The 13,577-nt window shown below is 71.2% G+C and carries 15 protein-coding genes; 5 read left to right on the top strand and 10 right to left on the bottom strand.

What is annotated here, in order from left to right:
- From ACWCO3_RS07215 to ACWCO3_RS07225, 3 genes are all read right to left on the bottom strand, one after another.
- Window positions 1-922: trehalase-like domain-containing protein (locus ACWCO3_RS07215; RefSeq protein ID WP_450008963.1), on the bottom strand; the 922-nt coding region annotated here is incomplete at its 3' end.
- Between the two features lie 48 nt (window positions 923-970).
- Window positions 971-1,363 (bottom strand): cupin domain-containing protein, encoded by a 393-nt coding sequence (locus ACWCO3_RS07220; protein ID WP_145785287.1) that lies wholly within the window; start codon window positions 1,361-1,363, stop codon window positions 971-973.
- A gap of 271 nt (window positions 1,364-1,634) precedes the next feature.
- Window positions 1,635-2,513, bottom strand: a complete 879-nt coding sequence (locus tag ACWCO3_RS07225; RefSeq protein WP_145785288.1) for a sulfotransferase domain-containing protein — start codon at window positions 2,511-2,513, stop codon at window positions 1,635-1,637.
- A 91-nt stretch (window positions 2,514-2,604) separates the two neighbouring features.
- Between ACWCO3_RS07225 and ACWCO3_RS07230 the strand changes: the two genes are divergently transcribed.
- Window positions 2,605-3,672, top strand: coding sequence for a beta family protein (locus ACWCO3_RS07230; protein ID WP_450008965.1), 1,068 nt, complete (start codon window positions 2,605-2,607; stop codon window positions 3,670-3,672).
- A 9-nt stretch (window positions 3,673-3,681) separates the two neighbouring features.
- Here ACWCO3_RS07230 and ACWCO3_RS07235 read toward each other — a convergent pair whose 3' ends face one another.
- Together ACWCO3_RS07235 and ACWCO3_RS07240 are read right to left on the bottom strand one after the other, a co-directional pair.
- Window positions 3,682-3,963, bottom strand: a complete 282-nt coding sequence (locus ACWCO3_RS07235; RefSeq protein ID WP_145785289.1) for an adhesin — start codon at window positions 3,961-3,963, stop codon at window positions 3,682-3,684.
- Between the two features lie 193 nt (window positions 3,964-4,156).
- The gene (locus tag ACWCO3_RS07240) at window positions 4,157-5,230 is read right to left on the bottom strand and encodes an NAD(P)-binding domain-containing protein (RefSeq protein ID WP_357930380.1); all 1,074 of its coding nucleotides are present in this window, start codon (window positions 5,228-5,230) and stop codon (window positions 4,157-4,159) included.
- 104 nt (window positions 5,231-5,334) lie between these two features.
- Between ACWCO3_RS07240 and ACWCO3_RS07245 the strand changes: the two genes are divergently transcribed.
- Both ACWCO3_RS07245 and dacB read left to right on the top strand, forming a co-directional pair.
- A complete protein-coding gene (locus tag ACWCO3_RS07245; protein WP_145785291.1) occupies window positions 5,335-6,051 on the top strand; it encodes an MIP/aquaporin family protein in 717 nt (238 codons plus the stop codon).
- Window positions 6,052-6,117: 66 nt separating this feature from the next.
- Window positions 6,118-7,701, top strand: a complete 1,584-nt coding sequence (gene dacB / locus ACWCO3_RS07250; protein ID WP_145785292.1) for a D-alanyl-D-alanine carboxypeptidase/D-alanyl-D-alanine endopeptidase — start codon at window positions 6,118-6,120, stop codon at window positions 7,699-7,701.
- 48 nt (window positions 7,702-7,749) lie between these two features.
- Here dacB and ACWCO3_RS07255 read toward each other — a convergent pair whose 3' ends face one another.
- From ACWCO3_RS07255 to ACWCO3_RS07265, 3 genes are all read right to left on the bottom strand, one after another.
- Window positions 7,750-8,076 carry a hypothetical protein gene (locus ACWCO3_RS07255; protein WP_208745099.1) on the bottom strand — a complete coding sequence of 109 codons (327 nt, stop codon included), beginning with the start codon at window positions 8,074-8,076 and terminating at the stop codon, window positions 7,750-7,752.
- Window positions 8,077-8,178: 102 nt separating this feature from the next.
- A complete protein-coding gene (locus tag ACWCO3_RS07260; protein ID WP_450008968.1) occupies window positions 8,179-9,132 on the bottom strand; it encodes a hypothetical protein in 954 nt (317 codons plus the stop codon).
- A 198-nt stretch (window positions 9,133-9,330) separates the two neighbouring features.
- Window positions 9,331-9,924, bottom strand: coding sequence for a pentapeptide repeat-containing protein (locus ACWCO3_RS07265; RefSeq protein ID WP_358049086.1), 594 nt, complete (start codon window positions 9,922-9,924; stop codon window positions 9,331-9,333).
- A gap of 85 nt (window positions 9,925-10,009) precedes the next feature.
- Here ACWCO3_RS07265 and ACWCO3_RS07270 point away from each other — a divergent pair, with 85 nt between their 5' ends.
- Complete coding sequence (locus ACWCO3_RS07270; RefSeq protein ID WP_358161674.1) at window positions 10,010-11,242, top strand: serine hydrolase domain-containing protein; 1,233 nt, start codon at window positions 10,010-10,012, stop codon at window positions 11,240-11,242.
- Between the two features lie 27 nt (window positions 11,243-11,269).
- On the opposite strand, the gene ACWCO3_RS07275 is transcribed toward ACWCO3_RS07270, so the two are convergent.
- Together ACWCO3_RS07275 and ACWCO3_RS07280 are read right to left on the bottom strand one after the other, a co-directional pair.
- Window positions 11,270-11,734 (bottom strand): PPOX class F420-dependent oxidoreductase, encoded by a 465-nt coding sequence (locus ACWCO3_RS07275; RefSeq protein WP_450008969.1) that lies wholly within the window; start codon window positions 11,732-11,734, stop codon window positions 11,270-11,272.
- Window positions 11,735-11,776: 42 nt separating this feature from the next.
- Entirely contained in the window at window positions 11,777-12,415 is a 639-nt protein-coding gene (locus ACWCO3_RS07280; protein WP_145785296.1) for a DUF6642 family protein, read from the bottom strand.
- Between the two features lie 304 nt (window positions 12,416-12,719).
- Here ACWCO3_RS07280 and ACWCO3_RS07285 point away from each other — a divergent pair, with 304 nt between their 5' ends.
- The gene (locus ACWCO3_RS07285; RefSeq protein WP_145785297.1) at window positions 12,720-13,508 is read left to right on the top strand and encodes a D-Ala-D-Ala carboxypeptidase family metallohydrolase; all 789 of its coding nucleotides are present in this window, start codon (window positions 12,720-12,722) and stop codon (window positions 13,506-13,508) included.
- Window positions 13,509-13,577: the final 69 nt, after the last annotated feature.

The raw sequence follows: 13,577 nt of genomic DNA on the forward strand, positions 1-13,577 counted from the left end.
AGCGGGTCGCCCAGGCGAACAGCCGCGTCGTCTCGTCGGGACAGGCCGCCACCCAGAGCGCGCGCATCGTCAACGAGAAGTCCCGCAGCCACGAGTAGCGGTAGTCGTAGTTGCGGTCGCCGCCGACCTGCTCAGGCAGCGAACTGGTCAGCGCCGCGGCGACCGCGCCACTGCGGGAGTACGTGAGGCCGGTCAGGACCGTCGCGCTGTGCCGGACGAGTTGGGGGTACCGCCCCTTGTAGATGTGCGTGTCGCGGAACGCCTGCCACGCCTGCGTCGTCTCGGCGAGGGCGGTCAACGGCTCCATCCGCGCCGGCGGAGAGCCGTACGCCTCACCGAACGCCACGTCCATCCCGATCACCTGACCGGCGGAGATCTCGAACTCGTGGCTGACCCGGTCGACGTCCGCCCGCAGGTCCAGGTCGTCGGCGCGCAACACCAGCACCACCGGGCCCGCGCCGGCCAGCACACTGCCGTCGGGCTGCTCGTGCAGGTACGGCGTGAGCAGGCCGTACTCGGGTCGGGGCACGAAGTCGAGCGCCATCCGCACCCGCCCGGACAGCCCCTGCACCACTCGGATCAGTACGGCCGGCGAGTTCTTGCCCAGCTCGTGGGCACGGGCCCCGACCTCGGCGGCGAGGGCGTCGGTGACCGCCACACTGCCCTGCGGCGTGTGATGCACCGTCCGGAGCACCAGGGAGTCCGGCAGGTACGCCCGCTCCATCCGATACCCCGGTCCGCCGACGCCCACCGGCGTCAGTGTGAAATGCCCGGCGCCCGGGTCGAGCAGCCGCCCGAACACGGAGGCTCCGTCGAACCGGTGCGGGCACCACCAGTCGACCGACCCGTCCTTGCCGACCAGGGCACCCGATCGAGAGTCCGAGAGGAATGCGTAGTCGGAGATCGCCGGCTGCTGCTCCACCCGCCGCGGGTACCCGCATCGGACCGGATCAGGCAGCCGGCGGCTGGATCACTCGGTGGGTGGCTCGTCCTCGCCTGCCGCCTCCGCCGCGTCGGCCTCCTCCTTGGTGCGGTGCACGGCCTGGTCGGCGTGCTCCGGCGGGCCGTAGACGGTGTACAGCACCAGCGGGTTGGGCCCGGTGTTGACGAAGTTGTGCTTGGTGCCGGACGGCACCACGACCAGGTCGCCCGCGGCGACCTTCTTCTTCTCACCGGCGACCTGGGCCTCGCCGACGCCGCTGACGAACGTCAGGATCTGGTCGATGCCCTCGTGGACCTCCTCGCCGATCTCACCACCGGCGGGAATGGTCATGATGACCAACTGGGTGTGCTCACCGGTCCACAGCACCCGCCGGAAATCCGGGCTCTTCTCGGCGACGGTCGCGATCGTGAAATGCTCCATGCCCCGCTCATACCCCGTTCGGCAGCGCGCCACGCCGGGACTCGCAGATGGTGGAATTCCCCACGTTCGGCGGGTTTGGATCCGCACTGACCGGGGATCGACAACCCGACCGGCACGAACGGCCGGTCGAGCCAGGTCCCCGCCGGCGTACCGCCGAACGGCTGCGGTGGTGGGAGACGGCCAGAGCGCGGCGACGTTGCGACCACGGTCCAACGGCGCCGCGCGCTCGTTCCCCCCACCCCACGTCGATCATGGGGTACCGGGGGTCGGGTCAGCGGTGCAGCCAGGTGAGCAGGTCGGGCGGGGCCAGTGCCGCCACACGCTTCTCGTAGCCGGCCTGCGCGTTGGCGTCCAACAGATCGCGGCCCTGGCCTGAGCCGCCCTGACGGAAAAAGGCCCGGCGGTCGCGCAGCACACCGAGCGTGTCCGGAGCGAGCCGGTCGGCGCGCTCCCGCATCCGACCGAAGGTCGCCGCCTCCACCAGCTCCGGCCCCGGACTCGGAAGCTCCCACCGGTCGGCGAGCCGGCGCATCTCACCGCCCAGGTCGGCCAACAGGTCGTCGTAGTGCACCAGCTCGACGTTGGGCTCGTGTCGGCGCGCCCAGGCGTCGGTCAGGTGCAACATCACCCCGGGCAGCGAATCCAGCTCGGCGCGCGGGTCCACCTCCTGGTCGACCCAGCTGCGCAGCCACTGCTCCACCGGCACGCGCTCCCGGGTCGGCCCGGAAGGGGCCGGCTGGCCGGTCAGCTCCGCGAGGCGCGCCCGGTCCAGGTTGCCCGCCTGGTGGTAGAGGGAAACCGCCATGTCCAGCGGGTGCCGGGCCACCACCACGTAGTGCGCCCGGGGGTCGAGAGGCACCCCGTCCAGCGGGGTGTGTGTCTTGATGAACCGCCGGTGCGGCTGCGCGGCCAGCCTGTCGAACACCACGTCACGGGGTTCGGCAAGCCAGTCCAGCCAGGGCGACAGCACATTCAGCGGCGCCGGCAGCTCAGGAGTGCCCAGCACCAGCAGCGCGCAGATCATCTGCATCCAGGTGGTGCCGCTCTTGGACCGGGTGCTGATCACGATGTCGCCGTCGCGGAACGGGAATCCGGCCCACCGGCCGCTGTCCTCGTCGTCGGAGCGGTATCGGTGCGCTGGCTCAGGCATCGGAGGAGCGTAGTCGCCGAAGCGACAGTCGAGCAGCCGAATTCCGACTCCATGAGCTGTGACATATGCGCATGCCTGGCTAGATTGAAGTATGGTGCCCGCCCCCGGGAGCCGGGCGGCGGAACCGGTTTACCGACCCATCCTCGCCTGCCGGCGCGGTGAGCTGGATGCCCTCAGCCACCTCGACGAAACGGCCACCGCACGTGTCGCCCCGATCCTGGAGATCGGCACCGTCGACAGAACCACAGTGGACGTTCTGCGCCGACTACCACCCGGGCTCCTGCCGGCCGTCGACGTCAGCGCCCTCCCCGACAGCCGCGCAGCGGAGCTGAGCCGCTGGGGCGTACCACTGGTGCCGGTCATCGGTCTCGCGGAGAGCGACCATCGGCTGGTCGCGCACGGCGCGGCGGCACGGGCGTGCGGCCGGCGGGCGCTGATCCGCCTGCGGGCCGGACAGGACCGGGCCGGGCCAAACGAGAGCACCGCCGCCGCCGAACGGGTCTGGCGGTCCACCGACCTCGTTCCGGAGGAGTGCGACCTGCTGGTGGACGCCGGGGACGTGTGCTGCCCGGCGGATGTGCGGGCGGCCGAACCGCGGGTGCGCCGCCTGCTCGAATGGGCGCGCCGGCACGCCTGGCGCTCGGTGACCGTGGCAGCGGGTGGAATGCCGTCGACGTTGTCCCGGCTGCCCACCGACGAGCCGATCCGGTTGGACCGCTGGGACTGGCAGCTCTGGCAACGGCTGGCCGACACCGGGGTCGACTACGGCGACTACGGAGTCCACCCGGCCGTGTCCGGCAGCGGTGATCCTGGTGACCGGCTGCCGACGGTGCGGTACACCGACGACGGCAGCTGGTGGATCTACCGCTGGGCGCGGCGAGGTGGCCGGGGCGACGAGCGGTTCGCCGACCTGTGCCGCACGCTGGTGTCGTCGCCGCACTGGCCGAGCACCGGCGCGGCGTTCTCCTGGGGTGACCACGAGCTGCTCCGCCGGGCCCGCCGGGGCGCCGGTGCCGGTTCGGCCGCCAACTGGGCGGCCTGGAGCACCTCACACCACCTGGCGTACGTGCTCGCCACGCTGTTGCGCCCGGACGGCGACACCGCGCCGAGGTGGAATCCCCGGCCCGATCCGCCACAGCGCGGACGCTCGCTGCGGTGAGACGGGTGACTACTGCTTCTCGGTGAAGCCGAACTGGATGATGCCCTCGTCGTCGACGGTGGCGTCCACCGAGGCGTCGCCGAGCAGTTCGGCGGCGTCCTCGTCGAGGAAGATGCGGGCGCCCTGGTTGTCGACCACCCGATCGCCCTGCGCCGGCTCGGGCACCAACTCCACCGAGAGCGAGCCGGCCTCGGTGTCGGCGGCGATACGCACTCCGCCGCCCTCGGCGACGTCCTGCTGGTTGGCGAGGTCACGGATGACGAGCACGGCATTGTCGGTCATGGTGAGCATGAGTGGAACTCCTCGTGGAATCTCGGCTCCCGCTCGAAACCCTCGCAGACCGGCTGATCGGTCCGCGTACGAGCGCATCTGGGAGGCGACAGAAGGGGCGAACGGTCATCGCCGTCGCATCGAATCGGGGCAGCTGAGGGCCCCGCCACCTCCACCGTGCCCGCCGACCGGCGATCCGTCAAATAGAGCCAGGTCAGTCGAGAGCGGGGGCCGGGGCCAGCCAGGCGCGAATCTCGTTGACCGCCGCGCGGCCGGCCCGGTTGGCGCCGATCGTGCTGGCCGAGGGGCCGTAACCGACCAGGTGAATCCGCTCGTCGGCGACCACCCGGGTGCCGTCCATCGTGATACCGCCGCCCGGCGCGCGCAGCCCCAGCGGGGCGAGGTGGTCGATGGCGGCGCGGAAACCGGTGCACCAGAGGATCACGTCCGCCGGTACGAACCGCCCGTCCGCCCAGGCCACCCCGTCGGGTGTGATCCGGTCGAACACGGGTAGCCGGTCCAGGACGCCCCGCTCACGCAGCCGGCGTACCTCCGGCGTGACCGGCAGCCCCGTCACGCCCACCACGCTGCCCGGTGGGCGACCTTCGCGTACCGCCTCGTCCACCCGGGCCACCGCGGCGCGGCCCAGTTCCGGGCCGAACTCCTCGTCGCGGAACTCCGGCGGTCGGCGGGTCACCCAGGTGGTGGCCGCCGCGACTGTGGAAACCTCCCCGAGTAACTGCACGGCGGAGGTGCCCCCACCGACGACCACCACCCGCAGGCCGGTGAACTCGGCCGGCCCCCGGTAGTCGGCGGTGTGCAGTTGCCGGCCCCGGAACGATGCCCGGCCCGGGTAGTGCGGCCAGAACGGCCTGGTCCAGGTGCCGGTCGCGTTGATCAGAGCCCGGGCGACCCACCGGCCCTGGTCGGTGTGCACGTCCAGCCGCCCGTCCGGGCGGGAACCCACCGCACGGACCCGCACCGGACGTCGTACCGGCAGCTCGAATGTCCTCTCGTACGCGGCGAAGTAGGCGCGCACCTGCTCGGCCGCCGGACGGTGGGGCTGCACTGGCGGAAGGGGCAGCCCGGGCAGGTCGTGGAAGCCGTGCACCCGGTCGAAGACGAGCGTCGGCCAGCGGTGCTGCCAGGCCCCGCCCGGTCCGTCGTCGCCGTCGAGGATGACGAAGCCGCTGCCGGGCAGGAAGCCGGTCCGGCGCAGGTGGTAGCCGGCGCTCAAGCCTGCCTGACCGGCGCCGATCACCACGACGTCCGCTGAGTGGGTGTCCACATGGTGTGCAACACCGTGGTCGGCACCGCTGTGCCCGCGTTGGGCCGTCGCGCCGATCACAGGTTTTCGGCAATGACCTCCTGACCTGCGCCTACGCTGAGTGGATGAGCGACTTCCGTCGGTATGCGGCCGAGTTCCTCGGCACTCTGCTGCTCGTCTTCTTCGGAGTGGGCAGCGCCGTCGCCGCACGGGTTCAGGGCGGCGTGGTGGTGGTCGCGCTGGCCTTCGGTTTCGTGATGGTCGCTCTCGTCTACACGATCGGCCCGCTCTCCGGAAGTCACGTCAACCCGGCGGTGACACTCGGTGTGCTGCTCTCCGGAAAGATCTCGGTGCTCGGCGCGGTGGCGTACTGGATCGCCCAGTTCGTCGGCGCGACCGTGGCGGCCTTCGTGCTCTGGGCGCTGACCCGCTGGGGCGATGTCGCGGACCAGACCGGGGCACTGGGCACGAACGGTTACGGCGCCCACATCAACCGGGGCGGCGCGGCGGTGCTGGAGGTCGTGCTGACCTTCCTGTTCGTCCTCGTCGTCCTGGTGGTGACCAGTCGGAGCGAGAACCCGGGGACCGCCGGGCTGGCCATCGGGTTGGCCCTCGCAGCGACCCAGCTGGTGGGCGTGACGCTGACCGGCGCGGCGGTCAACCCGGCTCGCGCGTTCGGCCCAGCGGTCTTCGAGGGCGGCGTGGCCCTGCGGCAGCTTTGGGTGTTCATCGTCTTCCCGCTGCTCGGCGGGGCTCTGGCCGCCCTGGTCGCACCGATGGTGATGGGGGCGCAGCGGCACTACTGGGGCGGACACGAGAAGTCGGTCGGACGACCGACGTAGCCCAATTGGCAGTAACTTTCGCGTGGCGCTCTTCTCCGGCGATTATCTTCGTGGCAGCATCAGCGCATGCATCGCCGTCATTTTGTCCGGGCCCTCGCGCTGCTCACGTTGGCCGCCACCGCGGCCACCACCGGCGCGTCGGGTGCCACGGCCGAGTCGCCCACCCCCGCGACGACCCGACTGCACGACACCATCGACACGGTCCTCGCCGACGCCCGCCTCGGCGGGGCGCAGGCGTCGGTGGTCGTGGTCGACACCAGCACGGGGCAGACGCTCTACGACCGCAACGGCGACCGCCGGCTGATCCCGGCCTCCAACACCAAGCTGATGACCTCGACGGCGGCCCTCGGGCTGCTCGGGTCGGGGCACCGCTTCACCACCGACGTGCACACCAGCGGCAAACGCCGCGCCGGCCTGCTCACCGGCAACCTCTACCTGCGCGGTGGCGGTGATCCGACCATGCTCGCCGCCGACTACGACGCGCTCGCCGCCCAGGTCGCCGCCGACGGGGTACGGGTGGTCACCGGCAACCTGGTCGCCGACGACACCCGCTACGACCACACCCGCCTCGGCCCTGACTGGACCTGGGACGACGAGCCCTACTACTACGCCGCGCAGGTCTCCGCGCTGACCGTCGCCCCGGACACCGACTACGACGCCGGGACGGTGATCGTGCAGGCCGCACCCGCCGGCCGGGCCGGTGCCCCGCCGGTGGTCAGCACCACCCCGCCGACCGGATACGTTCGCGTCGACAACCGGGCCGTGACGGTCGCCGAGGGCGAAACCTCGATCTCCATCGAGCGCGAACACGGCGGTAACACAGTGGTGGTGACCGGCCAGATCGCCGTCGGAGACGAGCCCGCCAGTGACTGGGTGACCGTCTGGGAACCCACCGGCTACGCGGCCGACGTGTTCCGGGCGGCGTTGCACAGGCACGGCGTCCGGGTGATCGGCCGGACCGTGCTGGGCCAGGCCACCCCGGAGACCGCCCACCCGGTGGCCCGGCACGACTCGATGAGCCTCGGCGAGCTGATGACACCGTTCCTCAAGCTCTCCAACAACGGGCACGCCGAGGTGTTGACCAAGGAAATCGGCCGGGTGCTGAGCGGTTCGGGCACCTGGACCGCCGGCATGACCGCGATCAGCGAGTACGTCGCCGACACCGGGATGGACACCGGGCGACTACGCCAACGCGACGGCTCCGGGCTGTCCCGGCGCAACCTGGTCCCGGCGGCGGAGTTCGTGGACCTGCTGAACGCCGTACGCGCCGAACCGTGGTTCGAGACCTGGTACGCGGCCCTGCCGATCGCCGGGCAACCCGAGCGGTTCGTCGGCGGCACTCTCCGGAGCCGGATGGCCGGCACCCCCGCGGCGGGCAACGTACACGCGAAGACCGGCAGCCTGACCGGTGTCTCCGGACTCTCCGGCTACGTCACCAGCGCCGACGGCCGGCTGCTGGCGTTCGCCATCCTGCTGAACAACTACCTGACGGCGTCGGTCAAGCCGTTGGAGGACCAGATCGCTGTGGCACTGGCCGGTTTCCGCGCGGACGGTACGAGCACCGCCCGGATGGCACCGCCGGCGGTGCCGGAGACTCCGCGGACCCCGGAGGGCGTCGAGTGCTCCTGGGTCAAACCGATCACCTGTTGAGTGGGCGGCCGGGAGGCGCGGGCTGGCGCCTCCCGGCCGGCCGCGCGCTCAGGCCGGACGCTTCGGTGGGGGGACCACCGCCGTCGGGTCACCGCGCTCGATGAGGGCGGCGATCTCGGCGGCCCGCAGCCCGCGCAGTGCCAGCACCCGGGTGCCCCAACGGTGCAGGCGACACGGGTGCGGGCTGGCATCGTTGCGGCAGACCACTCCCCCGGACCACCGCCGGGGGGCGTGCACCACCACCGCCCGTACCGCGAACTGGGTGTCCTCGCCCGTCACGTACGGCGGCAGGGGGATGTCGCGGAGCACCTCCCCGGACGCTTCAGCGGCACCGGACGAAGCGGCGCGATGGACGCGGTGGGCGGTACTACTCATCTCCGCTGCCTCCACACTGGATGGTCGGATGGGGACAGCAGAAAGCTACGACCTCCTCGACCGTCGGCGACGGACAAACTGTCCCGCTGTGTGGTTGGTCGGTCAGCGCACCGCCACGGCCTGGAGGCCGACGTTGCCGCAGTGCGGCGTGAAGACCTTCTCGACTTTCCAGGTCAGCAGCAGTCGGGCGCCCTTCGGCACCGTGAACTTGATGGTGAACTGAGCGCTCTGACTCGTGTACGGGTCCTCCAGCACCGCGCTGCTGGCGGGCCCGCCGGTGGACAGTCGAGCCTCCAGGCGCCCCCGGGCCATCCAGATGCCGCCGTAGAGGTGGACCGTGCGCGACTCGCCGCTGCCGGCGACGGCGAGGGAGAACCCGTTTCCGGCGCCGCAGGTGTAGACACCCTCTGAACTGTCCCGCGCGGACCGCTGCGACGAGCCGTCGGACCACCGGACGTGCTCCTGGTTGCCGTCCCAGGCGACGCGGGTGCCGGCGCCACCCTCGTCGGCGATCTCCCCGGAACCCGCCCGCTTGCGGACCGTCGAGTTGCCCCCGCGCTGCCCCCAGTGCATCCAGTCCCGGGCACCCACGGCGGTCAGGTTGACCTCGGCGGGCATCTCCCCCCGGGTCACCGACAACTCTGGCGACTGCTGTGACGGTGGCGGCGGGGCCGGCGCGGTCGTGGACGGTGTCGGGTCGGGCGAGGGCGGGCGCTGGCGCGGACGCAGGCCGGGCTCCGCCGGGCCCGCGTCACCGGTGCGCCCGTCGGTGGCCGGGAAGCCGGGAGAACGGGCGACGACCCCGGTGACGCCGCCGGAGCGGCCCGCCTGGTCGTCGTCGGGCGCCGGTTCCGACCGGAAGCTCAGGTACGAGATCAACGCCGCCAGGCAGGCGAGGACGACGACCCCCTCCACTGCCCAACGCCGGCGCTGCCGGGCACGGGCGACCCGGCGCAGCGCGGCGCGGGTCTGACCGGAGGTGACGGCACCCGAGCGATGCTTCGCCGATGCGTCCTCGGCACCCGAATCAGTCCGCGTGCGGTCTTCGTCCGCCACCGACCCCTCCAACTCCACCACCCGGCCGCCGCCGACCGCAGCGGATCACACCGTCCACTGTGGGCCGTTTCGCGTTCGTACCGGTGTGGACGACACGCTAGATCCGGACTGCCGGACGTGTCCAGCCCGCAGCCGGACGATGCCCGGCGTCCCGCCCGCGTGGACGGGTACTTCGGCAGGCCACGAACGCCGCTCGGGTCAGCCGATCCGAAAACCGAGCAACTGCGCGATGACCACGGCCTGCCCGACGTCGACGATCGCGCCGGCCCGCTCGACGACCGTTGGGTCGAGCGCGGTGAGGTCGCTGCCCCGCAGGTCGGCGCCACCGAGCCGTACGTTGAGCAGTTGGGCGCCGGACAGGTCGACGCCGGTGACGGTGGCGCCGGTCATATTGGCCCGGGTCAGGTCCACCTCACGCATCCGCACCCCGGTCAGCCGAACGCCCCGCAGGTCGGCGCCGGGCAGCGCGACGAAGGACCAGTCACCGCCGTCGACAGTCAACGGGCGCAGGTCGCAGTCGACGAAGGTGCTGCCGACCAGCTTGCAGCCGGTGAACTCGGCCTCGAAGAAATTGCACCGGCGGAAGACGCACCGGGTGAAGGCCGAGTCGACATGCCGGGACGCGTTGAACCGGACGTTGCCGAACGTGCACCCGGTGAAGACCGCTCCCCGACTCACCGCCTCGGTCAGGTCCACGTCGAAGAACTCACAACTGACGAAGTGCCGGTCGGTCAGCTCCTCGCCGTACCAGTCCTCGTTGCGGAAGGTCACGTCCTCGGTCAGCTCCGGCATTCGGCCAGGTTAGTGGTCAGCGGCGACAGCCGAGCCGAGGCGACCCCCTTCCAGCGCCGGCATACCGCCGAGTAGGTTCGGCGGCGTGAGTGTGGCGCGGAGCAAGGACCCGGATCAGATCGGTTTCGACCCGGCGCGGTTGGCGCGGATCGACGAGCACTTCGGCCGGTACGTGGACGACGGCCGCCTGGCCGGTTGGCAGGTGGTGGTCACCCGCCGCGGCGAGGTGGCGCACTCCTCGACGTACGGACTGCGGGACCGGGAGTCGGGCGCGCCGGTCGAGGCGGACACGCTCTGGCGGATCTACTCGATGACCAAGCCGGTCACCTCGGTCGCGGCGATGATGCTCTGGGAGGAGGGCCGGTTCGAGCTGACCGACGAGATCAGCCACTGGCTGCCGGAGTTCGCCGATCTGCGGGTCTACTCCAAGGGGTCGGCGCTCAAGCCGTACACAGTGCCGGCGGTCGAACCGATCCGGGTCTGGCACCTACTCACCCACACGGCCGGCCTGACGTACGGCTTCATGCAGACCTCGGTGGTCGACGGCCTGTACCGGGCCGCCGGTTACGACCTGTACCCGCCGGCGGACGTCGACCTGGCCACCGCCTGCGCGGTCTTCGGCGAACTGCCACTGCTGTTCCAACCCGGCTCCGCCTGGGGTTACTCGGTCGCCACCGACGTGCTCGGTCGGCTCGTCGAGGTGATCTCCGGCCAGAGCCTGGACGCGTTCTTCGCCGACCGGATCTTCGGCCCGCTGGGCATGACCGACACCCGTTGGTGGGTGGACGGCGACGAGGCCGACAGGTTGGCCGCCCTCTACGTACCGGAGCCGCGTAGCGGAAAGGCCGTCCGTTACGACAGCCTCGGCGCACTCGCGTTCCGCAAGCCCGCCCTGCTGTCCGGTGGCGGCGGTCTGATCTCCAGCGCGGCCGACTACCACCGCTTCACCCAACTGTTGCTGCGCGGCGGCGAACTGGACGGCGTCCGGCTGCTCGGGCCCCGCACGGTGCGGTTCATGACCCGCAACCACCTGCCCGGGGGTCAGGACCTGGGCACCCTGTCCACCGGCGGCTTCGCCGAGACGACGCTGGACGGGATCGGCTTCGGTCTCGGCTTCGCGGTCGTCGACGACCCGGTCCCCAGCCGGGTGCCGAGCAGCGTCGGCGAGTACTACTGGGGTGGGGTGGCCAGCACCGCGTTCTGGGTCGACCCGGCCGAGGAGATCACCGCGTTGCTGTTCACCCAACTGATGCCGTCGAGCACCTACCCGCTCCGCTCCCAGCTGCGCCAGCTCGTCTACGCCGCTCTGCTCGACTGAGGGGTGTGGGGTCCACCGAACGAAGGGTCAGTCGGCGAGGCGGGCGGGGAAGCCGCCGGTGGCGATCGGGCCCCACGCGTCGATGGTGACCCGGATCAGCGACTTGCCCTGGCGCACCATCGCCCCCCGGTAGTCGTCCCAGTCCGGGTGCTCACCGGAGATGCTGCGGAAGTAGTCGACCAGCGGCTCCAGCGCGTCCGGCAGGTCGAGCACCTCGGCGGTGCCGTCGATCTGCACCCAGGGGCCGTTCCAGTCGTCGCTGAGCACGCACGCCGACACCCGGGGGTCCCGGCGAATGTTGGTCACCTTGGCCCGCTCCGGATAGGTCGAGACGACCAGCCGGCCCTGCCCGTCGATGCCGGCGGAGACCGGGGAGGACTGCGGTCGCCCGTCGGCCCGGGTGGTCATCAGCACGACGCGGTGTCGTGGCCGGAGGAAGTCGAGCAGGTCGTCCCGGTCGACCCGGGTGTTCCGTGCGATGCTGCGCGCCATTCGTCGTTCCTACCAGGGCACGCCTGCGGGGGCGGCGGCGGGTCAGCGCGGTCGGGCCGTGGAGCGGTGCACCGCCTGGGCGGGCACCCGGGGGCGGCCGGACGGGCGCCACGCTCGGCCGTTGGCGTAGATCACCCGGAAGCCGAGGTACGACGCGAGGGGCGCCCAGTGGGCCGAGCCCATTCGCAGCTCGGCGGCATTGTGTCGCTGGCCGTTGGCGAGCACGTCGAGGAGGACGGTTTCGAAGGCCGCCGATTCGACCCAGTCGACTTCGCGGGTGAAACCGCAGATCAGAGCAGCTCCGGTGACCTCCAGGAACTCGCGCAGCACGGCGTCGGAGGCCCGCAGGACCGAGCAGCTGCCGAAATAGAGACGTCGCCCCTCGGCGCGGCCGGCCATCAGGTCGGCCACCTCGTTCAGCTCCACCGACTGCCAGTCGGTGAGGCAGAGTCGGCTCGGCTCGCCGTGCATGGCGAAGAAGCCCACCCGGTGGTCGGCGTACTGCTTGAGCAGCCAGCGGTCCAGGAAGTAGAACAGCTCGTCGCGGGTGGCCGCGTCCTTGTGGATGAAGCGGATCTTGCCCAGCCGCTCCAGCAGCTCCAGGGTGGGCAGCACGGAGCCCCGCTCGTTGAGGTCGCGGTGCCATTGACCCTCGACACAGAAGACGCCACCGCGTGCCACGTGCACCTCCGCCAGTCCGCCGCCCGGGGCTGACGTTACCGGCCGCCGCCGGCCAGGGAACATCACCCTCGGTGTCGCTGATTGCGACGTTCGGTGTGGTTGACCGGAACAGGGCTGATCGGCAGCAATTGGCTGTTTCGCAAATCAGTCGAATTCCCAGCCAATACCCAGGAGCGACGGTTTGTGAGGACGATTCTCGTTAATCGCCTCCAACCGCCTCGATCAGTGTCAGGGTGGAAATCGCGGGACTTCTTGGTCGATGTCCCGTGGCCACCCCAATCGCTCTCCTATCGGGAGGACTTCTGTGCGCGTAAACACCTTGAAGCGTGCTGCCATCGCATTCGCCCTGGCACTGCCCGGGGCAGCGATCGCCGCGGTGGTCGCCGCGCCGGCGGCGCATGCGGACGGCTGCTACACGTGGAACCGCACCCTGACCCAGGGACGCTCCGGCGACGACGTCCGCCAATTGCAGATCCGGGTCGCCGGGTGGGCCGGCAACCGGGACATCGTGGAGAACGACGGCCGCTACGGACCGAAGACCGCCGCCGCGGTCAAGCGGTTCCAGCAGGCGTACGGGTTGCGCGCCGACGGCATCGCCGGCCCGCAGACCTACGCCAAGCTGTACCAACTCCAGGACAACGACTGCACACCCGCGCACTTCAGCTACGGCGAGCTGGACAACGGCTGCGGTGGCAGCGGGTGGAGCGGCGGCCCGCTGTCGGCGGCCCAGACCAAGCAGAACGCGTTGCGCACCATGTGGAAGCTGGAGGCGCTGCGCAAGAGCCTCGGCGACAAGCCGCTGAACGTGTCCAGCGGTTTCCGCAGTCGCGCCTGCAACAACCAGGTCGGCGGCGCGTCGGACAGCCAACACCTCTACGGCAACGCGGCCGACGTCACCTCACGCACGTCGTCCCTGTGCCAGGTCGCCCGTGCCGCCCGTAACAACGGGTTCAGCGGAATCTACGGCCCGGGCTACCCGGACCACGACGACCACGTGCACGTCGACTCGCGTCGGGAGAACAACAGCGACAGCAGCTCGAACACGACGAGCTGGTCGGCGCCGGACTGCGGCATCGGAGCCGGCAACGACTGAGCCCACTGTCGGAGCGACGTCGGCCCGACGCGGAGAGGGAAATCTCCGCGTCGGGCCGACGTCGTGTCG

The organism is Micromonospora sp. NPDC002411 (genome assembly GCF_053592955.1).